Consider the following 23,647-nt stretch of genomic DNA (forward strand, 5'->3'; position numbering starts at 1 on the left):
AGTGGTTTTTCAAAAACAATGCCGAAAAATTATGCCGCTCCCTTCATCTGCTTCTTCAGGATTGGCGATAGCAGCAGCAAAACAATACCTGCGCCTATAGCAATATAAGCAATGCTTTGGTATCCGTTTGTATATTGGTTTAACTTGTCAACATTAGTAGGGTTAGCGATAGAAGTATCAACCTTTGCAAGCGCTGAACCTATGAGGCCTGCACCATATTGTCCGTATGCACTTGCCAGGAACCATGTACCCATCATCACACCGTGCAGTCTGTTTGGCGTAAGTTTAGTAACCATCGAAAGGCCAATCGGCGAAAGGCAAAGCTCACCAATAGTTATTACAAAGTAAGCAAAAAGGAATGACCACAGTGGTGTATAGCCTGAATCTGTTGCCATAAATTTACTTAAATAAAACACAAGGAAGCCTAACCCGAGAAACACAAAACCGAAACCAAATTTCACAACAGTATTAGGCTCAGCTCTCTTTCTGCTCAATGCAATCCAAAGCATGCCGATTATTGGCGCCATGATAACTACCCAAAGACCATTGATGGTATTGTTCACCTGGGTCATGTTCAGGCCATGACTTTCTACGTTTCCAATTGCAAAGAAGTTGAGCGAACCCCCTCCCTGCTCAAAAAATGACCAGAACAATACTGAAAATAATATCAGCACCACAGCAACAAACATTTTGCTTTTCTCTTCTTTAGCCACAGTTAAAAGAGTGTACACAAGGAATCCGAAGATAACAATGGCAATGGTTATCATGAACAGGTCGCTGAACTGCACCATGTAAGGCACTAAATTTCCTTCAGCATCTGTCTCCTGGCCTAATAAGAACGTAAGGTCTACTTCAAATGGGAAATACACCAGTACAAAGAAAAACGGCATGAATAGTATTGAAAGTATGTATACCCATGCATTTTTGTTTATCCCAAATTTCTTTTCTTTCAGTTTCTCAGGTGCCGGTGGCTGCCCAATTGGCCCTAGTGTCTTTTGTGTATACATAAAAAGACCTAAGCCAAAAAGCATGCACACACCTGCAAGAGCAAAACCTAATGACCAACTGATTGAGGTACCGATATAAGCAATAGTAAGGCCGCTTAGTACAGCACCAATATTTATACCTGAATAGAACAGTGAAAAACCAGCATCGCGCCTTGGGTCTCCGGGTTTGTATAGCGCACCAACCATTGTAGAGATGTTAGGCTTAAAGAAACCGTTACCCACAATGAGGATACTTATTCCCAAATAGAACGGGAAAGCCCCCGGCATGGCCATAGTAAAAGTGCCTATTGCCATAAGCAATCCGCCCCAGAACACTGACTTTCTGAAGCCAAAGATCTTATCGGCAAACATACCGCCAACAAATGCCATTGCATATATAAAGGCCTGTATCAGTCCATATTGCTTATTAGCAGTACTTTCAGCGGCATCACGGCTCTTTATTTCAGATGTTTCAATATAGTACCTGGGATGGTCTTCTGTCAGCGTTTCGTGAGTCTGCTTTTGAAACTCAACCTTTTTAGCATCAAGCTCTGCACCCTGCAGCGGTTTATAATCAGCCGTGAGGATAAGGTGTGAAATGTACAGCCCGAGTAGTGCGCGCATACCATAAAAGGTAAACCTCTCCCACATTTCCACAAGGAAAAGGTACCAAAGCTGCTTCGGGTATTTTCCGCTAAAATTCTGGATTTTATCCAGCTCAACGGTATGGTGGTCTATTTCCATTTAAACTAAAATCCTGAATTAATATACGTTATTTTCTTTCATTACCCTGTTCAGCCATTTTAGCATCAGGAATAAAAGCAGCGCCGCACCAAGTACAAGCCCGAAGTTCAGGAAGAAGAAGTTTTCCTTTTCTTCCATAGTCTCCCAAAGGCTTGAAAGCATGCCTGCAAGCTTATTACCTACAGAAATTGCAAGGAAAAATCCTCCCATCATAAGGGCGGTAATCCTTGGCGGGCTAAGTTTTGATACTAACGAAAGCCCCATTGGCGAAAGGCATAACTCTCCAAGTGTTATAACACCATAAGAAGCAATAAGCCACCAGCTACTGGCCTTCATTGTAAGGTCATTTGTAGCATATACAGCACCTACCATCACTAACGCAGAAAGCGCTGTGATTAAAAGTCCTAATGCAATCTTAGTAGGCGTGCTTGGCTCTTTGCCTCTTTTTCTCAGGAAGCCCCAAACACCTACCAATACCGGCGTAAGTAATATTACCCAGAATGGGTTTATAGACTGGTAAAGCTCTGTTGAATAAAGCTTAAGGTTTTGGCCTTTTGCCGGAATATTTTCCGGGGACTTGTTGCTGAAATATTTGCGTGAAGCTTCATATTGAGCAATCTGTCCGGCTGCTGCTTTTTTAGCGTTTATTTCTTCTTTAGTTGTTTCAGGCATTGCATTTGCCTGTGCCCTTAATTCTTCTATTTTACTAGTAAATGCGGCATCGTCAAGTGCAACAATGTCATTATTCTCTACCGTCTGGGCCATGTCTACTTTGCTTGCTACGCTCGCCACAGATTCAGGCATTTCCCTGTTAGTATAATCTTCAGCCCAAACAGTAAGCGCATCACCATTCTGGTGGAATATCGCGAAGAATAAAATTACGCATGAGAATACAGCAAGAAGTGCAGCTATTGAACGTTTCTCTAACCCGCTTGATTTAAACCACAGGTAAATGAAGAACGCGATTACAGGCACGCACCCAAATATAAATGCATCATTAGTATCTGTACCAAGTATATTGCCCGGAATCATGTATCCCAGAATACCGAAAATAAACATTGGCAATATCGTTGAGCCTAGTATTTTAGCTGTAGGCATATCACCTTGTTGCAAAGGCTTTATAATATCTACATGCTTAATATGCTTTGTTCCCATTAAAAAGATTACAACACCTATAAGCATACCTACACCGGCTGCGATAAAGGCATAACTCCAGCCGTAATTAATCCTCATATAGGCTGCAACAAAGTTGCAGATGAATGCGCCTATGTTAATACCCATGTAAAAGATATTATAGCCTGAATCTTTTTTATGTTTCATATCTTCACCGCTGTATAAGTTACCTACAAGCGTAGAGATATTCGGCTTAAAGAAACCATTACCAAGTATTATAAAGAAAAGCCCGATAAAGAAGCTGGTAATATCATGCACAGACAGCAGGAAATAGCCTGATGCCATCATAAGCCCACCAAGGATAATAGACCTGCGGTAACCCAGCACCCTGTCAGCCAAAAGACCACCAATAAAAGGGGTTAGGTAAACGAGCCCAAGGTACGTACCGTAAATGTCTGATTTTTTTGCCGCATCAAAACCCATACCGCCGTTATCCCAGCCGTCAAGCATATAAAGCGCAAAAATACCAAGCATCAAATAATACCCGAAACGTTCCCACATTTCAGTGCCGAATAAGTACCAAAGCCCTTTTGGGTGGCCCTTTTGTGTAGATGTATCTGTCATAAATCTGGTTTTAATTATAGTTTCTCTTTTATAAAGTTAGTCATTTTGGTATACAGCTGAAGCCTTGTCGGGCCTCCGTAAATGCCGTGGTTTTTATCAGGATAGATAGCCCAGTCAAACTGTTTGTTGGCTTTAACGAGCGCATCAATCATCAACATAGTGTTTTGTACGTGCACATTGTCATCAGCCGTACCATGCACCAGGAGGTAAGCGCCTTTAAGCTTAGACACATGGTTTATTGGTGAATTTTCATCATAGCCGGTCGGGTTTTCCTGTGGTGTCTGCATGAAACGTTCAGTGTAAATTGAATCATAGTAACGCCATGAGGTAACCGGCGCAACAGCAATAGCCATTTTAAACACATCGTTACCTTTCAGGATACAGTTACTCGACATGAATCCGCCATAGCTCCAGCCAAATATTCCGATGCGTGAAGGGTCAACATAGCTGTATTTACCTATAACTTTGGCAGCATCAATCTGGTCTTCTACTTCATATTTGCCTAATTCTTTGTAAGTCACTTTTTTGAAGGCAGCACCTTTAAAACCCGTACCGCGGCCATCAACGCAGGCCACGATGTAGCCATGTTGCGCAAGCATCATGAACCAGTAGTCGTCACTTCCGTTCCAGTCGTTGTTGACTTGCTGTGAGCCCGGCCCGCTGTACTGATACATAAATACAGGATACTTTTTGTTAGGGTCGAAATTCTTGGGCTTAATCATCCAGGCATTCAACTGGTGCCCTTTTTCTGTTGTAAGAACCATGAACTCCTTCTTTGGCAAGTCATATTTTTCAAGCTTTGCCTTTAACGCATTATTGTTCAATATTTCCTTTACAGGCTTTGCATCTTTTGAAGTATATAACGTAAAAGAATGTGGCTCTGAAGCGCTTGAATGATGATTAATGTAATATTCATAATTCGGGCTGAACTTCGCATCATTTGTGCCTTCTTTAGGGCTTAAGCGTGTTTTGCCTTTACCATTTAGGTTTATTTTATAAACGTCACGGTTGATTGAACCATTCTCGGTAGACTGGTAGAAAATATTGCCTGTCTTCGGGTCAAAACCATGGTATGAAGTTACCTCCCACGAACCTTTTGTTACCTGATTCAGCAGTTTACCTGTTTTGCTGTAATGGTAAATGTGGTTAAAACCGTCTTTTTCACTGGTCCAGATGAAACTATTATCGTTAAGGAAAGTAAGGTTATCTGTAATATCAATATAAGCTTTGTCTTTTTCATTCAGGACAACCTTCGGAGTTCCGCTAATTGCATCAACAAAAATAAGGTCCAGATTATTCTGGTGGCGGTTCATTACCTGCACACTCAGCACATTGGCCTCGTTAGTCCATTTTATTCGGGGAATATAAAAATCATTGTAATTGCCAAGTTTTATCTCGCGTGAAGTTTTCGCCTTCACATCATAAATATGAAGCGATACCTCCGCATTTTTCTCCCCTGCCTTTGGATATTTGAACACATATTGCGTTGGATATAGCCCGCCCGCATACATATCCATCGAAAATTCAGGCACCTGGCTTTCATCAAAACGTATGTAGGCTATTTTATCACCTGCGGCATTCCAGTCGTAAGCTTTTACAAACGCGAATTCTTCTTCATACACCCAATCTGTAATACCATTGATTACTGCATTTTTCTTACCATCAGTAGTAATCTGCACAGTTTGCTTTGAAGCTATATCATAAACGTATAAATTGTTTTGAAAAGCAAATGAAACCTTGTTTCCACCTGCCGAAAATGCGGGCTCCTGCACTTTATCTGCGGATAAACGTGTTAAGGTTTTAGCAGCAATATCATAAATAAAATACGTCGCCGTGAATGAATGCCTGAATATCTGCTCTGAGCCTGTTGCCACAAGCAATTTCTTTTCATCAGCACTGAAAATATAACTGTCTATTCCATCTGCCAATTCAGGAAATGACTTTGACTCCAGTATAGTTGAAACCTTGTTTAAGGTAGCGTAATCATAAAGATCTATCGAAGAAGCATTTGTAGCTCTATTGTAGTTTAAAACCGTATACTGGTTGGTGTTTTTCATTGACTGAAACTCGTCCATGCCCTGTGTACGGAAAGCGCCGCCCCATATTTCCTGAAGTGTTATTTGCTGTTGTGCAGAAGCAGTTAAAACCGTAAACAAAAACAGGAAAACCGCTGATTTGAAATATTTCATTTGCATAATGTAAAAAACTCCCAATTTTAATGAAAAATTCTGAAATAGCAGTGTGTTTCACTGTTAAATGAATTAACATTTTCTTAGCACTTTGTTTATGCACAATTTTTGGTGCTATAAATCTTATCTTTGCATTGAAAATTCACCCAAGCAACTGATAATGAGTAATGCGATTGCAGGCTTTTCGAAGCTTACCAAAGAACAAAAAATTAACTGGCTGGCACAAAATTACTTCGCCGAACCGCAAAAGGCTATCGGCCTCATCAAAAAATACTGGAACAGTGACCCGCAATTGCAACAGTTGCATGATGAATTCATTGAAAATACCATTACCAACTTTTACCTGCCGCTTGGCATTGCACCCAATTTCGCAATAAACGGGCGCGACTACACGATACCCATGGCTGTTGAGGAAAGCTCGGTAGTGGCGGCAGCATCACGTGCGGCTAAGTTCTGGAGCAAGCGTGGCGGCTTTAAAGCAACGGTGTTGAATACCGAAAAAATAGGCCAGGTACATTTTTTATTTGAAGGTAATCCCGAAGAACTTCAGAAGTTTTTCGAAAATATTAAACCTAAATTTTTTGAGGGCACAGCTGACGTTACCAAAAACATGCGCAATCGCGGTGGGGGGCATACTTGACATTGAGCTGCGGGATAAAACTAAAGACATGCCCGATTATTACCAGCTTCACGCTACTTTCAATACAAAAGATAGCATGGGTGCCAACTTTATAAACACCTGTCTTGAACAGTTTTCAAAAATACTGAAGTCTGAAGCAGCGGCTTGGGGCGGTTTTTCTGCAAATGAGCAGCCGGAAGTTATCATGAGCATCCTTAGCAACTATGTCCCAAACTGTGTGGTCCGTGCCGAAGTATCATGCCCTGTTGCCGATTTGTGTGAAGACGCAGGTATATCACCGCAGGAATTTGCAGAAAAGTTTGTTACCGCTATAAACATAGCCGAAATTGAGCCATACCGCGCTGTAACGCATAATAAAGGGATTATGAACGGTATTGATGCTGTAGTTGTTGCAACAGGTAATGATTTCCGCGCGGTAGAAGCCGGGGTCCATGCTTATGCTGCGAAAGAGGGACGCTATACCAGCCTTACCCATGCATATATTAAAAACGATATTTTTCATTATTTTATAGAACTACCATTGGCTCTGGGTACTGTGGGCGGGCTTACCAGCCTTCACCCTCTCGTGAAGCTATCTTTAGAGCTGCTTGGCAATCCTTCGGCAGAGGAGTTGATGCAGATTGTAGCCGTAGCCGGACTTGCACAAAATTTTGCTGCGGTGCGTTCATTGACAACTACAGGCATACAGCAGGGCCACATGAAAATGCACCTGATGAACATGTTGAACCAACTGCATGCGAATACAAATGAAAAGGAGCTTGCTGCAAAACATTTCGAGAAAAACACAATAACTCATGCTGCCGTGGCCGACTATATTGCAGCAATAAGAAAATAATGTGAGGCAGGAATTTTACAGCAACGGCAAGCTTTTATTACTGGGAGAATATACAGTTCTTGATGGTAGTGATGCCCTAGCCCTGCCAACTGTTTACGGGCAATACCTGTCAGTTGAAAAGACCAATGATAAAAATATTCATTGGAGAAGTTATGATGCAGATGGTTCTGTATGGTTTGAAGCGGTGATACCTGTTGAAAACATTCTTTCTAAACAACTTTCAGGTGAGAAAGTAACGGATACGCTCATCGACATTTTAGGTGCAGCACACAAGCTTAATCCAGGCGTGCTTGGTACGGCCGTAGGATTTAATGTTGAAACGAAGCTTACATTTCCACGGACGTGGGGGCTGGGCAGTTCATCAACACTCATAAATAATATTGCGCAGTGGTTTGGAGTAGATGCCTTCAACTTGTTACAGCAAAGCTTTGGGGGGAGCGGTTATGATATTGCTTGTGCACAAAATAATATGCCTGTCTTGTTTTCGCTAAAAAATGGGCTGCCAAACATAAAGCAAATCACATTCAACCCACACTTTACTAATAATCTGTATTTTGTGTACCTCAACAAGAAACAGGACACAAAAAAAGCTGTAGCAAACTACAGAAATAACGCAGATGAAATTCCTGAGCTCATAATTAAGACTGATGCAATAATTGAAGAAGCAGCAATTACCGGTAGCTTTGAGCGATTCTGCCAGCTTCTTGAAGAACACTCAGCATTATTGGCAAAAGCCCTGCAAATGCAAACAGTAAAAGAATCATTGTTTCCGGATTTTTACGGAACAGTAAAAAGCCTCGGGGCTTGGGGCGGAGACTTCATTCTCGCTGCAAGTGATGATGACCCTACTGGTTATTTCGAATCAAAAGGATATCCTGTTGTTATTCCTTACCAGAAAATGATTTTATATAAATGAAAAAATCCCGGAGCACAATTCCGGGATTTTTTATATATCAATCATTCTTCTTAATTGAATTCTGACCTGTTATCTTCAATATCTGCCTTTTCCTTAAGCGCCATCACAATTCTTGAAGGTACGCCGCCACGGGCTTCACTCCTCATTCTTTGTGTATATGTCGCATAGTTTGGCAATGCAGGAGCATCAGTCTTCGCTTTGGTGCGAATCATAAATACGCCCCCGTTACCATCAATTAGGGGAGATGTTTTACCTGCAGCAAGGCCAAATGCTTTACCTACAACTTTCGGCTCGGCGCCAACGTTAGGTATCATAGGTGCTGCAAATGTAACATCTGTTGCAGTAGCTACAGACGAGCCTGATTTCTGCGCAACAGCCTCAAGGGTAGAACCTGTCATTTTTTTGCGAATCATCTCAGCCTTCTTCTGGTTACGGATGATCGGCGCTACAGTAATCTTAGCATCTTCAATCGGGATAAGGCCTTTTTCGTTTTTAGTTTTAAGCTTCACAACAACATGGCCCTGTGGTACATCAAACTTCTTAACGTCGCCTTCCTCAGTATCTTTAGAGAATGTCCATCTTACAATTTCACGCTGCATGCCAACACCTTGTACATTTTCATCATTAGCGCCAACTTTTGCTTTCTGCACTGTCACACCCGCAGTTTTGGCAAGATCTTCAAATGGTTTATTCGGGCCTTCCATTTCAATGTTTGTTGCCTTACGGAAAGCCTCATCTTCAGTTGCTTCACTTGCACCAATTTTCTGGGCAACAGTAGCAACACGTATACCATCATTCTTACCTGTTACGTATATTACGTGATAACCAAAGTCAGTCTCTACAACTCCCATTTTACCAACAGGGTTGTTAAACACGAAATCGTTAAACGGCTTCACCATCTGGTTTGGCACAATGTTTTGGTATTCGCCACCGTTGTTTGCAGAGCCCGGGTCATCAGTATTGGTTCTTGCAAGCTCGGCAAAATTATTAGGGTTAGCCATAGCCTGCGCCAGTAAACCATCAGCCTTTGCTTTAGCCTCTTCTTTAGTCCTTGTTATAGCAGGGTTAGGGGCTTTACCACCTTTGTAAGCAATAAGTATATGCCTTGCATTTACGGTAGCGCCTGCCTTGCGGCCTGTTACACGTGTAAGTTTGTAGTAACCGTTATCAACATAAGGGCCGTAAACCTGTCCCGGAGCAAGATTGTAGATAGCTTCAGCATGCTCAACCGGAAGGTCTTTTTTAGCAACATAAGTAGTATCATACTTTATGTCTGAATTCTTGTTTACAAACTCTTCAACGTTTGCTGCCTGGGCAAACCCGGGAATAGTATCGTTTGCTTTTGTTTCATTGTTATATTCAACACGTGGAGCAAGATAGCTGTTAATATTCTTCCTCATCTCCTCTTCATCAGCGGCAGACGGTTTGTTTTCTATAAGAACAAAATCAAGCTCACGTGATGCTTCAGCTTTGTATTTCTTCTCGTTCTTTTTCATGTAATCAATAAGCTCCTGGTCAGAAACCTTTACCTGGTCATCATTGATAGTTGAAAAAGGAACATAAACATAATCAAACGTTATCTTGTCGTTTTCATCTTTATATTTTGCTTTGCCTTCAGCCTCGGTTACAATAAACCCGGCTTTAAGCATTGAGTTGTATATCTGCCTTTTTGCTGCGGCTTCATACTGCGGCATATCGCGCTCAATCATTTCATATTGTGCAGGGTTGGTAGCCTTCATATTAGCAAGGAAGTCATTAAACTTCTTCTTGTCAAACTTACCAAGGGCATTCTGGAAACGAGGGTCATTGCCTAGCTGCATACCAAAAATGCTAAGTACATGCTCTCTGCCTACCCTGATACCGGCTTTTTCATAACGCTCTTCAAGCAATATGCTTTCAACCTCCTGCTCCCATATCTGGTTTGCGGCTGTTGTAGCGCTAACACCCTGCTGCATTTTTGTAAAGTTGCTTACTTTATTGAGGAAATCCTGTGCAGGAATATCTTCACCGTTTACGCTGCCTACATGCCTTGACACGCCTCCGAAACCTCCGCTATTGATGATGTCGCCTACAATGAATGCCAAAAGGCAAAAGCCTATAACACCTATCATAAGTATAGAGCGCTGCCTAATTTTTGATAAAACCGCCATTTGTAATTTAATGTTAAAATTTAATTCAGTGGGCGAAAATACAATTATCTATTTAATAATAAAAGCAGTAAATGATATTTTCAGGGTTAATGAGAAAAAAAATTGCAGGGATTATAAAGGTGTGCAATTTACCCGAACCAAATTAGTGAGCAGATTTATGTATTATGTAAACCAAATACTATTTAAGGCCTGAAGGCACAATCTTTACCAGCTCAATCATATTGCCTGATGCTTTCATAATAAAGATATCAAAACCTGACACAGAAATTTTTTCTCCTTCTTCAGGAATATCGTTGGCAAGGTTTACAATCAACCCGCCTATAGTGGAATAAGATGGGCTCTCCGGCAGGCCAAGGCCATATTTAGCATTTATAGATTCAATACTGAACCTTGCAGAAAATAAATAACTCCCGTCATCCTGAAGGCTTTCGGGCAGCTCTTCAGCATCATCGTGTTCGTCTTCAATTTCGCCAAAAAGCTCTTCAATAATATCTTCAACAGTTATTATTCCTGCCGTGCCCCCGTACTCATCAAGTACAACGGCCATGCTTTTCCTCCTTCGCGTTAGTGTATCCAGCAGCTCTTTAATTAAAATTGTTTCAGGGACTACTTCAATCGGAATCATTGCCGAGCCAATACTTTCAGGCTTTTTAAAAAGCTCAAAAGAGTGCACATAACCTACTACTGTATCTATACTGTGGCGGTACACCACAATTTTAGAATAGCCTGTAGCAATAAAAAGCTGTTTCAGCCCGTCAACAGTACTGTTGATTTCTATACCTGAAATATCTGTACGAGGCGTCATAATATCCCTGGCTTTCATGTCAGAAAATTGCAGTGCATTCTGGAAAATCTGTATTTCAGAATCTACCTCTTCCTGCGCAGGCGCATTTGTTAGCTGTTCGGTAATATAATTGCCAAGCTCGCCCCGGCTAAAGTAGCCTTGCTGCTTCTCTGCTTTTGTATGCAATACTTTTACAAGGATAAAATCTGTGAGCATAATTAATCCGCGCGAAAGCGGATTGAATACAGTATAAAATCCGTAAGCCGGCACCACCAGGACTTTCATTAATGTATTAGCGTAAATGCTGGAGAGAATTTTAGGAAGAAATTCTGCTGTGAGCAGTAGGATGAATGAGGTAATGGCTACCTGTATTACCAATAATAAAGATGATGAGAGGCCATAGCCCGAAACCCACCGCATGGCAGCGCTGCCGGCATAATAGGCATATAGCACCAGTGCAATGCTGTTGCCCAATATCATTGCAGTAATGAATTGTGATGGGTTTGCTGTAAGGCGGCTAAGCATACCTGAAATTATGGTAGCCTGCTTTTTTTCAACCTCAAGATATACCTTGTTGGATGACAGGTATGCTATTTCCATACCCGAAAAGAAAGCGGAGAACAACAGGCATGTTATGATGGCTACCGCTTCCATAGTGATTATTTACCGTTGCTCCTGTCGCGGAACTTTTTGTAATATCTCCTGCGGAAAAAGAAAAGAAAGAGGCTTATACCTGCAAACATAAAATCTATGAAAGCATCTTCGCCGTGGGTAAGCCTTAATATCCCCACTGCTGTAAATATTATAGCAAATAGCAGGAACAGGTATGATACGTATTTAAGATATGCCATAGGTTTTAATTTTGCCCCTCATTGGGAATTTGCCCGCTATTGCGCTGCATATTGAATATTTTGAAATCTTTACTGAAGTCAAGGCCCGGCCCTTCTAAATAGCCGCCCTGCCCATCAGTAAATTTAAAGTTTTTTTCGGTATAAAACCACTCATTTTGCTGATCAAAATACAATTGGTCTGTAGTAAGCACTTTACCATCGGCCGTGGTAATCTTCACGTTGCCCTGCATATCTATGATTTTGGTTTCGTCATAGGTGATGGCATAATCTGAAATCACAATTGTTTTTTGGCCATTATCATCAAAAAGCGTTACGTTAACCCCTTTTGGAAATTCTTTAAAGCCGTAATCAAGATTAGAGTAATCCATCATAAGCGGGCTTAAGAGAATTGACTTGACTTTCCCTGAATCAGTATACTTAAGATTAATATTCTCGGCCTGCATAGCTGCATTGAACGCTACAGAATTGAGGCGCTGCACCTCTTTAAAATTGCTTTCACACGAGAAAAGCAATATTGTCACGGCAACTACAAAACCAATCTTAAATAACTTAAAACCCATATTACAGATTTGGGATTGTAATAGTTTCATTTATCCAGCAGCCATAAGATATTTTTTGCCCTGCTTTTCTACCTGCTGCTTTTAAGTCAGCCTTTACAGGAGCCTTCTTATTCAGGTTTATCATCATTGCATCGGCAGTTGCCTTGTATTTGGCTTCAGCCTGCTCAGCTTTTTTAAGTGTTTCGCCGGCAAGCCACACCAGTGCCTTTCGTTCAAAGTCAGTCATCTCACACTCTTTTCCTGCTGATGAATACATTTCAGCAAGGAAAACATATGGCCTGCCAGATTTTGTATTGAGCTGTGCAGCTTTAAGGGCATAATCTTTAGCCATCTTTTTATCTGACTGCCTTATAAGCGTGGCCGCCATATAATACATTTCTGCTTTCTTTTCGGCGGTAGTTTCCAGCCTTGCAGCTTCGTCAAAATATTTTACGGCATCAGCAATATTATTTTTACGTTGGGCCATAAGCCCCATGTACATGGCCGAACGCGGCCCGGGAGCAATACTATGCCATTCAGCAACGCCCTTTTGCAAAACCGCAGAATTTCCACACCTTGTTTTATAAAGAGTATTAACAGCGCTTTCAAGCCATTTGGCTGAAGTTTTATGAACTTCAAAACCTGATGCGTAAAAAGCTTCGAGCTTATCACAGCTGAAATGCCTGCGCGCCAGTATATCGGCATTTTCTTCCACAGCGGTAAAACTGTCAATTTTTTCATTCAGTGCTGCAATATGCGCTTTCTCTGTTGTAGTTATAGTACCTGCTGCTTCTTTTGCTAAAAGAATATCCCGCTGCCTGATAATTTCTTCTTTTGCTTTACCGGCCTGGGCTGTAACATCTGCATATTTGGCAATAAGCTGGTCTTGAGTTATACCTTTATTTTCTTCAAATTTCTTAAGGTAAAGCAAAAAATAAGCTTCAAGCGCCTCGTGGTTTGTAAATGCAGCGCTATTTTTTGCAAATGCAGCATCAAGGGTTTTAAAAATCTCATCATCCGCTGCAAGGTTGTACCTTTTTTGAAGCATTGCGCGGCTAATGTCGGCCTTTAAAGCGCTTGCAGGGTAATTTTTACTATACTGGCTGTACACCAAAACCAGCTTATCAAGCTCAGCACGCTGCTTTTCACCCCTTGGGGCAAGCTGCGCCCTGTGGCTGTACACTTCTTCGGCAAGCTCATATAATTTTTCATCAACTTTAGGGCACTCTTTCTGTAACGGGGCATACATTGTTGCAGCCTCATCATAATTTCCACCTGAGACCTTAGTTTCAAAAGCTTTAAAGCTTTCCTGGCACTGTGCCGCTGTTTTCTTTTGTTGTGCCGTAACAACCCAAACACTAAACAGCATTATGATGATCCAATTACATTTCATAACCCTTACGTTTTAGTTAATCATATTTTCTCTTTATAAACCAACGATCGTTTAACGACAGGCTTACAAGCATATTAAAATAATTTTCCTGTATAAGGTTTGCGCTGGTAGTGCCGCGCCTGCCCCATTCAAAACCTATATTGAGGCTTGAGCTGCCAATAAAGGCGCCAAGCGGTAAACTTGCACCAAATGTTAACGCATAATCATTGATAGAATTATTGTTTACAACAAGCCCGGTTTTTTCAAACTTAAGGCCGCCACGATATGTAATCCTGCTGAAGTAGCTTGAATAAGACATATAATTCGGGGTGTAGTACCCGCCTACAGAAGCACGGTGCCCTGCTTCAAAGCCTGCAGAGGTTATATTATCAAACCGGTTGCCCAGCTCGTTGCTTTGCTGATATGCATATTCAACTCCTGCAAACCATTTTGTCTTTATGCCGATACCTGACCCTACGGTGAAGCGGGCCGGCATTTTTACATCTTCGTCATTAAGTGTAAACTTTTCTGAGTCATTTACAATCTCACCATTGTTGGTAATTGTAATCGTAGCTAATTCGCGCTCAATACTGCTTTTTAAATTGCTCGCAGGTGTAAATGTTGCGCTGGTTATCCAGTCATATTTATTGTTTAGCGTTTTTTTATACGTTGCACCAACATTAAAGGATACTCCTCCGTAATGTGAATCGTTTGTTTCGCGGGTGGATAGCTGTACGTCTGTAACACTCACAATTGATTTTGTCTCAATATTACCGAAATTATAGCTCACATCTGCCCCAATACTAAATGCAGGTGTTACCTGGTATGATCCTCCGAGAAAAACCCTGTTGATGCCTCCCCTTCCGTTAAACTGCCTGGTTCTTGTTATGTTGTCTGATCCCTCAGCAGTATTCTGTATTTTATAACCTACCGCTGTATAAGGCATTAACCCGAATGCTATCCCGGCTTTATTAAAAGGTATGGCCACCGTAAGATAATCAAGTGTAGTACGTGTAGCGCTCTCATCAGGCCCGGATGACTTAAAGTTTGTTTTAGAATTGCTGGCAGCTACACTAAATGTAGTAACCTTTAAGTGGCTGTATGATGCCGGGTTTTGCAGATTAATATGTATACTGTCAGGAAAAATACCCATGCTTCCCATGGCGCGCGTGTCTGGCGTCCCTTTAAATTTTAAATCGCCAACACCGTAATATGAGTATGGCGATGCATTGGTTTCCTGGGCAAAAGCCGTTATTGAAAACAAAAGGCCGCATACTGCAATAATCTTTTTAATCATTTTGTGTATATAAGTATAATTGGTTCAGGCTTTCCAGCAGGAAATTTGAATTGGCAAAGATGGTGTTTTTAAATCGTACAGCCAAAAATTCAGCATCTCCGCCGGTTAATATTACAGCCAAATTATCATATTTATTTTCATAATAGTCAATAAATCCCTGTATTTCAAAAATTAACGCATTCACAACACCGCTGTGTATAGACTCTACTGTAGAGTTTCCAGTAACACTTACAGGCATTTCCCGGGTTAATAACGGAAGCTTTGCCGTAAAATTATGCAGCGCCTCATATCTAAGGCGTATACCGGGAGATATAGCACCCCCATAGTAATTGTCTTTATCATCAATAAAATCATATGTAATGCAAGTACCTGCATCAATAACCAGCCTGTTTTGGGCAGGATGATTTAAAACAGCGCCTGCAGAAAGCACTATCCTGTCTACACCCAATGTATGCGGTGTGGCATAAGATGTTTTGAATGGCACAGGCGTTTGATGATCAACTATCGTTACTGGCACATTCTTTTCAATAGTATATAACAATTCAGGAGATGCTTTTCCTACTGATGAAAGTATTGCCGCAGTGATTTTTGAATGTTTTGCAAATATATTTTCAATAGCTTTTACAGCCTCAACAGCGTTAAAAACAAAACGGTCTGAAAGGGTATCATCCTTAAAGACAGCAGCTTTAATTTTTGTATTGCCAACATCAACAGCTAAAAGCATTTTCGCAGTGTTTGTGCGGTAAAGATACAAATTGATTTTTTTTAGGTTTTGTTTTGGATAATATAAAAATGGTTCTATATTTGCACCCGCATTACCGCTTAGAACGCTATGCAAAAACAACGGTACCTTAGCTCAGTTGGTAGAGCAATGGACTGAAAATCCATGTGTCCCTGGTTCGATTCCTGGAGGTACCACAAGAAAAACCCGCTTAAATTAAGCGGGTTTTTTTATGACTTCATCTCAAGACATTAAAAAATAGAAAACCCACTCAGTTTTGAGTGGGTTTGAGATAGACTAATAAAGTTAGTCTTTTATAATTTTGATTGTCTTATTCATAGCATCTGCCGAAACTTTTACTATATAATTACCTGCAGGCAGGCGTGACATATCAATTGATGCTTCATTTTGGTTGATAGCAGTATTTATTACTGCCTGCCCAAGAAGGTTGTAAACCGTAACATTTGTAATTTCGCTTGTATATGACAGTTTCAACACATCTTTTACAGGGTTAGGGTAATATGTAAATACACCTGCTTGTATCGGTGCAGTGCCTAATGCTGCATCTATAGCAATATCATCAAGATACAGGTCATATTCGTTTGCATCTGAATAAGCATGGAAACCGAAATAATAGGTACCTGTTGTAGGAGCAGTAAATGTTACCTCATTTACTGTGGCGGCTGCTCCTGTAATTTCGGGGTGGTCAGCCAGGTCAATTGTCATACCGTCTACATCAGGGCTAAGGCCATACATCACTTTCATTTTTTCAGTATAGGTATCTTCACTGTTGTTACCATACTTGTATGAAATCTTATACGATTCTCCTGCTGTAAGCTGAAGGCCACGGGTAAATAACCATGCATCGGCAGCATAATCTGAATTATAAGAATACGATGCAACTTTATTTGTAAAGCCATAACCAGGATTATTTTCTGTTGCCCAGTTATTACCTTCACCAGCATTAAAAGATGTCATACATCCGGCAAGTGCAGGTGTTACAGCACTTTCAAAGTTTTCTGTGTAAGGCACAGTGCCCGCAACACATAATGTTGTGAATGTAACCGGGCCTATCCAGGCACCGTTACCATCTGTGCCACCACATACAGAACGTACCCATACCTTATAAGCAGTATTATCTGTAAGGCTTGGTAGAGTATATGTAGTTACAGGTTGAACCGGGCTTGGAGTAAGTGTAGCTGGGTCAATTGTACTTACAGGTCCATAGGCTACCTGCCATCCGCTTTCGCTGCCGCCTGCTGTCCAGTTTACGTTTGCAGTGGCAGTAGTTATACCATCAACATATATATCATCAACATCTGCACATAGTGGCATAACTTCCCATTTAATATCATCAAGATATGCAGAGCTGTAGGTTCCTGTTATATTCCTTATACCAATGTAGGTGTCAGTACCGGTATAGTTTGTAAAGTCTACAACATATTCATCAAATTCATCACCAATTGTTATTTGATCGTATACTGTAAATGTTGCAGTATCTGTATTACCGTTTAATGTACCTATTTCAAGTGTACCGCCGTTATAAATATACGATTGGAATTTAAGCCTGTGTGTTCCTGCGCCGAGTGTACTAAGGTTTGGAGATACAAGCATCACATAGTCTTCTTCGCCTGAGTCGGATACATAAATTTCAACTGAATTTTCACCTGATACTGATGCTCCGCTTGTTGTTTCAACATAGGCATATTGTGAAACCGTGTCACCTGAAACTATGGCTGACCAGCAACCAGGAAGCTCATCAGTATTTGTAGTATCAAAATCTTCATTAAATGTGGCTACAGGTAAGCATGCAGTTGTGAAAGTAACCGGACCAATCCATGCACCGTCACCAATTGTGCCGCCACAGGCAGAACGTACCCATACATTATAAGAGGTATTCGGACTAAGCCCGCTTATAGATGCACCCGGGCTAACTGATGGCGCAGGCGATATCGGCGTAAGTGCTGAAGGATCTGTAGCCGTTGCCGGGCCATATACAACATCCCATGCAGACTCACCGCCATTGGCAATCCAAAATACTTCTGCAGAAGATGTAGTTATTGTATGTATTTCTATATCAGTTACATCAGCACATGCAGGTGCAACTTCCCACCTTACATTATCAATATTTATTCCGGTATAAGTGATGTTACCGGCATATCTAAGGCCAATAAAGGTATCAGTACCTGTATACCCGGTAAAGTCAACAACATATTCAGTATAAGTACCCGTAAGGTCAATTGATTCCATGCTGGTAAATGTAGTACCATTGGTTGCAGAGCTTAAAGTACCTACTTCAAGGCTTGATGTACCATCTGTACGGGCCATAAACTTAAGGCGGTGTGTACCGGCAGATAAGTTGCCGAGATTTGGCATTACTGCTATAATATTAGAGTCGCTGCCAGAGTCATTATTATACAGTCTCAGGCCTTTTCCGCCCTCAACACCAGATCCGCCTGAAACTTCTATATAAGCGTACTGAGACACATCTTCACCATCAAATATTGCTGCCCAGCAATCAGGCATTTCACCTGTTGGAGTAGATGTAAAGTTTTCACTGATTGCATTTACGGCCAGGCAAGCTGTTCTAAAAGTAATTGGGCCAATCCAAGCGCCGTCTCCATCTGTACCACCGCATACAGAGCGCACCCATGCATTATAAGCAGTGTTTGGTGTAAGGCCCGGTATGGTAGCCGCAGGTGTACCTGTTGGTGCAGGTACAATTGGGTTAAGGCCTGTAGGGTCACTTACAGATTGTTCAGCATAAACAACATCCCATTGTGTTTCTGCGCCGCCCGGTGTCCAGCTCACAGATCCTGATGTAGTAGTTACGCCATCAACTGTAAGTGCGGTAACATCAGGACATAAAGGTGATAGTTCCCATCTTATGTTGTCAAGAAAAACAGGATTGTAGGTTGACACATTTGGGTGACGGAAAGCAAGATAAGTATCTGTCCCTGTATAATCAGAAAAATCAACAACTGCTTCTGTATATGTGTTAGAAACAGGAACGGTTTCCTTTAGTGTAAAAGTAGCGTTTGGTGTCTGGCTATTTACAGTACCTACTTCGATCTCACCGTCTCCGTAACCAACAGTATTGAATTTAACACGGTGTGTGCCGGTAGTCATTGTTGAAAGCGGTGGTGACACCAACATTATATTTGCTGTAGGTGCAGAGTCAGCGTTGGCAAGTTGGATGGAATTAGTGCTTTGGTATCCCATAAAATCTCCTGTCTCTATAAAAGCATAATTTGAAGCTCCTACAAGCAGTGCTGTCCAGCATTCAGGCACTTCTTCTAAAGCAGTTGTTTCAAAATTCTGCGTAAAGGCTGCAACTGAAGTGCATGCGGTTGAAAAGTTATACGGCCCTCCCCATGGGCTGTATTCTGAACCACAATCAGACCTTACATAAAACTTATATCCAGTTCCAACAGCAAGCGGCACTGTAGTTGTCCAGGCAGCAGTTGTCAATACCTGAGTTCCTGATGTAGAAGAAGTTGGTGCATCTTCGTTTTCGCCAAGTACCAATACCTACCATGCCGTTTCACTGCCGCCTTGCGTCCATGTAAAAGATGCGCCTGTTGTTGTAACGGCCGAAAGCTGCGCATTTAATGGCAGCGGGCAAGACAAAACTGTAAGTATAGTAGCGGTAGAACATTCCGTATCAGTTCCGCAATCTGCATCTATACTGTAGTGCAGCCTGATGCTTGAAGCTGTGATGTCATTTACCGTTAGCGGCGAAATACCGTGGGCAATCACGTTATCATCAGCGTCTTTCACTGTAAGATACCTGTGAACGGATGTATCATCATTCCAGGTACATGTAAATTTGTAATCTCCGCCTACGGTGAGGCCGTTGATAACAGAATAATCTCCGGCATAAACGCAGTCAGAGATTTGTTGTGCCACCCCTGAATTATCAGATGTGGCAGGCGTTGAGGGGTACAAATCTTCACTTGTACATTGCCCGTAGGAAGGTATCAGATACCCCGCCAGTAGACACAAAAAAATTGTAATTTTTTTCATAATCATTTGTCAGATTTTTGTTTGCAGTGACTAAGTTATTAAAGTTTTAATACAAAAAATGTAGATAAAACAATTATCACAAAGTACTTCAGAGGTGTGTAATTTATAACTATTATAAATTAGGATTTATCAACACATAATGGAACTGCCTGGCTTTAAAAAACTTACCTGACAATGCACCAATAATGCGATAGTACTACTATGATTGAGCCCAATTATTTTTCTTGCGACTGCCGTTTTTAAACTTAAAACGTAAAGGATGGGTGTGCAGCTATTATGATTTCTTTAACACATTCTTTTATAAATCACAAACACCTTTGAATGCTACCGGCTGTTTCTTAAATTTAGCACATGAATGAACTATCTCTTGAAACCAGCCCATACCTGCTGCAACACGCCAATAACCCCATTTTCTGGAAAGCATGGAGCGACAAAACCCTTGCCGAAGCTAAAACCTCAAACAAGCTCATGGTGCTGAGTGTAGGCTATTCTGCCTGTCACTGGTGCCATGTTATGGAACATGAAAGCTTTGAAGATGAAGAGGTAGCAGCTGTTATGAACGAGCACTATATCTCGATAAAGGTTGACCGTGAAGAGCGCCCTGATGTTGATGCAACATACATGAAAGCTGTGCAGCTCATGACAAACCAGGGTGGCTGGCCCATGAATGTGGTGCTGCTGCCTGACGGAAGGCCGGTATGGGGCGGCACTTACTTCAGGAAAAACGACTGGATAAACGCACTCACGCAGCTACAGGAACTTTTTGAACGAGATCCTTCAAAAATGGAAGAGTACGCTTCAAAACTGCATGATGGCCTTCAGGCAATAAGCCTGCCGGTATTACCTGCAAAAGATGACTTACCGGGTGTTGAAGCCATTGAACCGCTTATAAAAAAATGGATGAAAAGCTTTGACTGGGAGTTTGGCGGATATGCCCGGGCGCCGAAGTTTATGATGCCGGTTAATTACATCTTCCTTCAGCATTACGGCTACAGGTATAACGTACCGCAGCTTCTGGAATTTACTGACCTTACGCTTACACGTATGGCACACGGCGGGCTGTTTGACGTATTGGGCGGCGGCTTCTCCCGCTATTCGGTTGATATGAAGTGGCATGTGCCGCATTTTGAGAAAATGCTGTATGACAATGGGCAGCTCATGAGCCTCTATGCCCAGGCCTACCGCCGTACCAAAAATCCTTTGTACAAGGAGGTGATTGAAAAAACACACGGTTACATTAAAAGAGAGCAGACATTGCCCAATGGTGCGTTTTATTCAGCCTTGGATGCCGACAGCCTTGATATGGCGGGCCATCTTGAAGAAGGCGCCTTCTACGTTTGGGAAAAACAGGAACTCTGCGACCTTCTGGGTACTGACTTTGAGGTTTTTGCAGAGGTTTTTAATATAAATGAGATAGGATTTTGGGAAAACGGCAAGTATGTACTCATACAAGTAGAACCGCTGAAAGAACTGGCAGAAATAACCGGGCTTACCCTTGAGCAATTAAAAAGTAAGAAACAGCAATGGGAAAAACTGCTGTTTACAGAAAGGGAAAAACGCCCGCGCCCGCGCCTTGACGATAAAACCCTCACTTCATGGAATGCCCTCATGCTGAAAGGCTATGCCGATGCATACAAGGCGTTGGGTAACGAGGAATACAGAAATGCTGCTGAGAGTAATGCGCAATTCTTACTCAATACCATGTGGCAGGAAGATGGGAGCCTGCTGCGAACATATAAAAAAGATACTGCAAAGATAAGCGGCTTCCTTGAAGATTATGCCAATGCCGCTGATGCGCTTATTACTTTATATGAAGCCACGCTTAATGAAGAGTGGCTCTCGGCGGCAAAGCAACTGGCTGATTATGCTCTTGACCATTTTTATGATGGCAAGCAGCCTTTCCTCAGCTATACCCAGCTTGATGGGGAGCAGCTTATCGCGCCGCATTATGAAATTGAAGACAACGTGATTCCGGCATCAAACTCGGTAATGGCAATTGTACTGAAAAAGCTGGGAACATTTTATGGCAACACGCATTACGAAGAAATGGCCCGCACCATGCTGCTGCACATCAAACCCGGGCTTGATTATCCTTCAGCCTTCGCTAACTGGATGGAGCTATGGCTCAGTTTCCTGCCGGGAAGCAAAGAACTTGCAGTTACAGGAGAAGGGGCTTTTGAAACTGTAAGGCAAATAAACAGTGAATATTTGCCGCATGTTGCCGTTGCAGGTTCAGATGCGGCATCTACAATTCCATTCCTGCACGACAGGTTTGCCAATAACGGCCTAATGTTTTATGTTTGCGAAAACAAAGCCTGTAACCTGCCGGTTTCAGCACAGGCAGAAGCCCTGGCGCAGTTACAGAAATTATAATGTATGAAAGAGATTGATTATTACTGGGATAAGCTCAATGCCATGACGGTTGAGTATGCTCCCAAGGTTGTTGTTGCGGCCATAACGCTCATCATTGGTTTACTTATCATCAAGCTTTTCAGGCGTGTATTGAAAAGGCTGATGACCGAGCGCGACTTCGATCCTACCCTGCTCAAATTCGTAATGGATGTTTTCACCTGGATATTCCGGGTACTGCTTATCATAAGCGTTATTGGCAAGCTGGGTGTTGAAACCACATCATTTGTGGCAGCTATTGGAGCCGCAGGTTTAGCAATAGGCTTATCGTTGCAGGGCTCGCTTTCCAACTTTGCAGGCGGACTGCTTATCGTTATGTTCAAACCGTTCAGGGTAGGAGATTATATAGAAGCTCAGGGGCAGGCCGGCACGGTAAACAGTATCCAGATATTCAGTACACGCATCATTACACCAAACAACCAGGTAATATATTTGCCAAACGGTGCACTCTCAAACGGTACTATTAAAAATTTCTCCCAAGAGCCATTGAGACGTACAGAAATTGTAATTAGTGTAGCCTACTCAAGCAACCTGCAACAGGTAAAAGATGCAATTATGAAGATTGCCAACGAAGACCCACGGGTTTTAAAAGATCCTGCACCGAGAACCGAAGTAAGGACTTTAGGGGAAAGCGGTATTGACGTTGTTGTATTTATGTGGGCTGAAAGGCCAAATTACATTCAGCTGGTTTCAGATTTTTATGAAAAGGTTAAGTTAGCATTTGAGCGCGAAGGTATTGAACTGCCATTCCCGCAGCGTGACCTTCACATTAAAAACCTACCGGGCGATCCTAAAGCTTAGCTATTTCCCCGCAATAAAATCTTTCAGGTAAAAGGAATTTTAAAAACCAGATTTAGGAAACTTCTATGTATGAATTAAATATAACTTGGAGCGTAACATCAATAAAAGGATTTCCCTCACCATCAATGCCGCCTTTACCTCGTATCCTGCTTAGGCTTAGCTTACATGTTTCGCCATACCATCTGTGGTAAATATCGCCTGAATCTTCTTTAATATATTCAGATTCTCCAATTGTTTTACAGAATGAATGATGCAGATATTTTAAGTCTTCAATTAGAACATTTGAGGATGAAGGGTCATTAAAATTTTCAGTTTTAGATAATGCTATTAACATTAGTTTGTCATTCTTAAACCCTAAAATTATTTTATGAAAATGAACTTCAAATACATAATATAAATCTAATGTCTGTGGTTCTAATAGATAGTAACTAACACCATATTCCGTTTTTAAAAACTTTAAATCCTTTATATCGGCTCTAACAGTTCCAAACTTTAATGTTTTAAAGCCATTTTTTTGATCTAAAACAGATACATTTTGACCAACCGCATATCCATTTATAATTATTAAAAAGCAGATAAGTAGTATTTTTTTCATATAAAACTATTTAAAATACATTAAAATTCGGTTCACGTCATTGATGATTATTTAA

At 41.5% G+C, this 23,647-nt stretch carries 16 protein-coding genes, 1 tRNA gene and 1 pseudogene; 5 read left to right on the plus strand and 13 right to left on the minus strand.

Annotated elements, in window-relative coordinates; all coding sequences use genetic code 11:
* Positions 1-29: 29 nt before the first annotated feature.
* The 3 genes from LRS05_RS15065 to LRS05_RS15075 are packed head-to-tail and all read right to left on the minus strand — an operon-like array spanning position 30 to position 5,656.
* Positions 30-1,730: a peptide MFS transporter gene (locus LRS05_RS15065; RefSeq protein ID WP_257869069.1), complete on the minus strand. Its 1,701-nt coding sequence runs from the start codon at positions 1,728-1,730 to the stop codon at positions 30-32.
* Between the two features lie 18 nt (positions 1,731-1,748).
* A complete protein-coding gene (locus tag LRS05_RS15070) occupies positions 1,749-3,467 on the minus strand; it encodes a peptide MFS transporter (protein WP_257869070.1) in 1,719 nt (572 codons plus the stop codon).
* A gap of 14 nt (positions 3,468-3,481) precedes the next feature.
* Entirely contained in the window at positions 3,482-5,656 is a 2,175-nt protein-coding gene (locus LRS05_RS15075) for a S9 family peptidase (protein WP_257869071.1), read from the minus strand.
* Positions 5,657-5,816: 160 nt separating this feature from the next.
* Here LRS05_RS15075 and LRS05_RS15080 point away from each other — a divergent pair.
* Positions 5,817-7,131, plus strand: a pseudogene (locus LRS05_RS15080) (hydroxymethylglutaryl-CoA reductase, degradative).
* A gap of 1 nt (position 7,132) precedes the next feature.
* A complete protein-coding gene (locus LRS05_RS15085; protein WP_257869072.1) occupies positions 7,133-8,047 on the plus strand; it encodes a GYDIA family GHMP kinase in 915 nt (304 codons plus the stop codon).
* Positions 8,048-8,097: 50 nt separating this feature from the next.
* Here the strand turns inward: LRS05_RS15085 and LRS05_RS15090 are convergent, their stop codons facing one another.
* The 7 genes from LRS05_RS15090 to LRS05_RS15120 form a co-directional block, all read right to left on the minus strand.
* Entirely contained in the window at positions 8,098-10,197 is a 2,100-nt protein-coding gene (locus LRS05_RS15090) for a peptidylprolyl isomerase (RefSeq protein ID WP_257869073.1), read from the minus strand.
* Between the two features lie 178 nt (positions 10,198-10,375).
* A complete protein-coding gene (locus LRS05_RS15095) occupies positions 10,376-11,635 on the minus strand; it encodes a hemolysin family protein (protein ID WP_257869074.1) in 1,260 nt (419 codons plus the stop codon).
* Positions 11,636-11,640: 5 nt separating this feature from the next.
* On the minus strand, positions 11,641-11,832 hold the full coding sequence (locus LRS05_RS15100; protein ID WP_257869075.1) for a hypothetical protein: 192 nt from the start codon (positions 11,830-11,832) through the stop codon (positions 11,641-11,643).
* 5 nt (positions 11,833-11,837) lie between these two features.
* On the minus strand, positions 11,838-12,392 hold the full coding sequence (gene lptC, locus LRS05_RS15105) for an LPS export ABC transporter periplasmic protein LptC (protein WP_257869076.1): 555 nt from the start codon (positions 12,390-12,392) through the stop codon (positions 11,838-11,840).
* Between the two features lies 1 nt (position 12,393).
* The gene (locus tag LRS05_RS15110; protein ID WP_257869077.1) at positions 12,394-13,764 is read right to left on the minus strand and encodes a hypothetical protein; all 1,371 of its coding nucleotides are present in this window, start codon (positions 13,762-13,764) and stop codon (positions 12,394-12,396) included.
* Positions 13,765-13,780: 16 nt separating this feature from the next.
* The gene (locus tag LRS05_RS15115) at positions 13,781-15,040 is read right to left on the minus strand and encodes a hypothetical protein (RefSeq protein ID WP_257869078.1); all 1,260 of its coding nucleotides are present in this window, start codon (positions 15,038-15,040) and stop codon (positions 13,781-13,783) included.
* Positions 15,033-15,764, minus strand: coding sequence for a type III pantothenate kinase (locus tag LRS05_RS15120; RefSeq protein ID WP_257869079.1), 732 nt, complete (start codon positions 15,762-15,764; stop codon positions 15,033-15,035). Before LRS05_RS15120 ends, LRS05_RS15115 begins: the two co-directional genes overlap by 8 nt.
* Positions 15,765-15,885: 121 nt before the next feature.
* Here LRS05_RS15120 and LRS05_RS15125 point away from each other — a divergent pair.
* Positions 15,886-15,958: transfer RNA gene (locus LRS05_RS15125), tRNA-Phe, on the plus strand.
* Between the two features lie 109 nt (positions 15,959-16,067).
* Here the strand turns inward: LRS05_RS15125 and LRS05_RS15130 are convergent.
* Both LRS05_RS15130 and LRS05_RS15135 read right to left on the minus strand, forming a co-directional pair.
* On the minus strand, positions 16,068-19,289 hold the full coding sequence (locus tag LRS05_RS15130) for a T9SS-dependent choice-of-anchor J family protein (RefSeq protein ID WP_257869080.1): 3,222 nt from the start codon (positions 19,287-19,289) through the stop codon (positions 16,068-16,070).
* A 3-nt stretch (positions 19,290-19,292) separates the two neighbouring features.
* Complete coding sequence (locus LRS05_RS15135) at positions 19,293-19,787, minus strand: hypothetical protein (protein WP_257869081.1); 495 nt, start codon at positions 19,785-19,787, stop codon at positions 19,293-19,295.
* Between the two features lie 351 nt (positions 19,788-20,138).
* Here LRS05_RS15135 and LRS05_RS15140 point away from each other — a divergent pair, with 351 nt between their 5' ends.
* Both LRS05_RS15140 and LRS05_RS15145 read left to right on the plus strand, forming a co-directional pair.
* Positions 20,139-22,160 (plus strand): thioredoxin domain-containing protein, encoded by a 2,022-nt coding sequence (locus LRS05_RS15140; protein WP_257869082.1) that lies wholly within the window; start codon positions 20,139-20,141, stop codon positions 22,158-22,160.
* 3 nt (positions 22,161-22,163) lie between these two features.
* Positions 22,164-22,997, plus strand: a complete 834-nt coding sequence (locus LRS05_RS15145; protein WP_257869083.1) for a mechanosensitive ion channel family protein — start codon at positions 22,164-22,166, stop codon at positions 22,995-22,997.
* A 52-nt stretch (positions 22,998-23,049) separates the two neighbouring features.
* On the opposite strand, the gene LRS05_RS15150 is transcribed toward LRS05_RS15145, so the two are convergent.
* Entirely contained in the window at positions 23,050-23,592 is a 543-nt protein-coding gene (locus LRS05_RS15150; protein WP_257869084.1) for a hypothetical protein, read from the minus strand.
* Between the last annotated feature and the right edge of the window lie 55 nt (positions 23,593-23,647).

The organism is Flavobacterium sp. J372 (genome assembly GCF_024699965.1).
Classification (GTDB): domain Bacteria; phylum Bacteroidota; class Bacteroidia; order Flavobacteriales; family Flavobacteriaceae; genus Flavobacterium.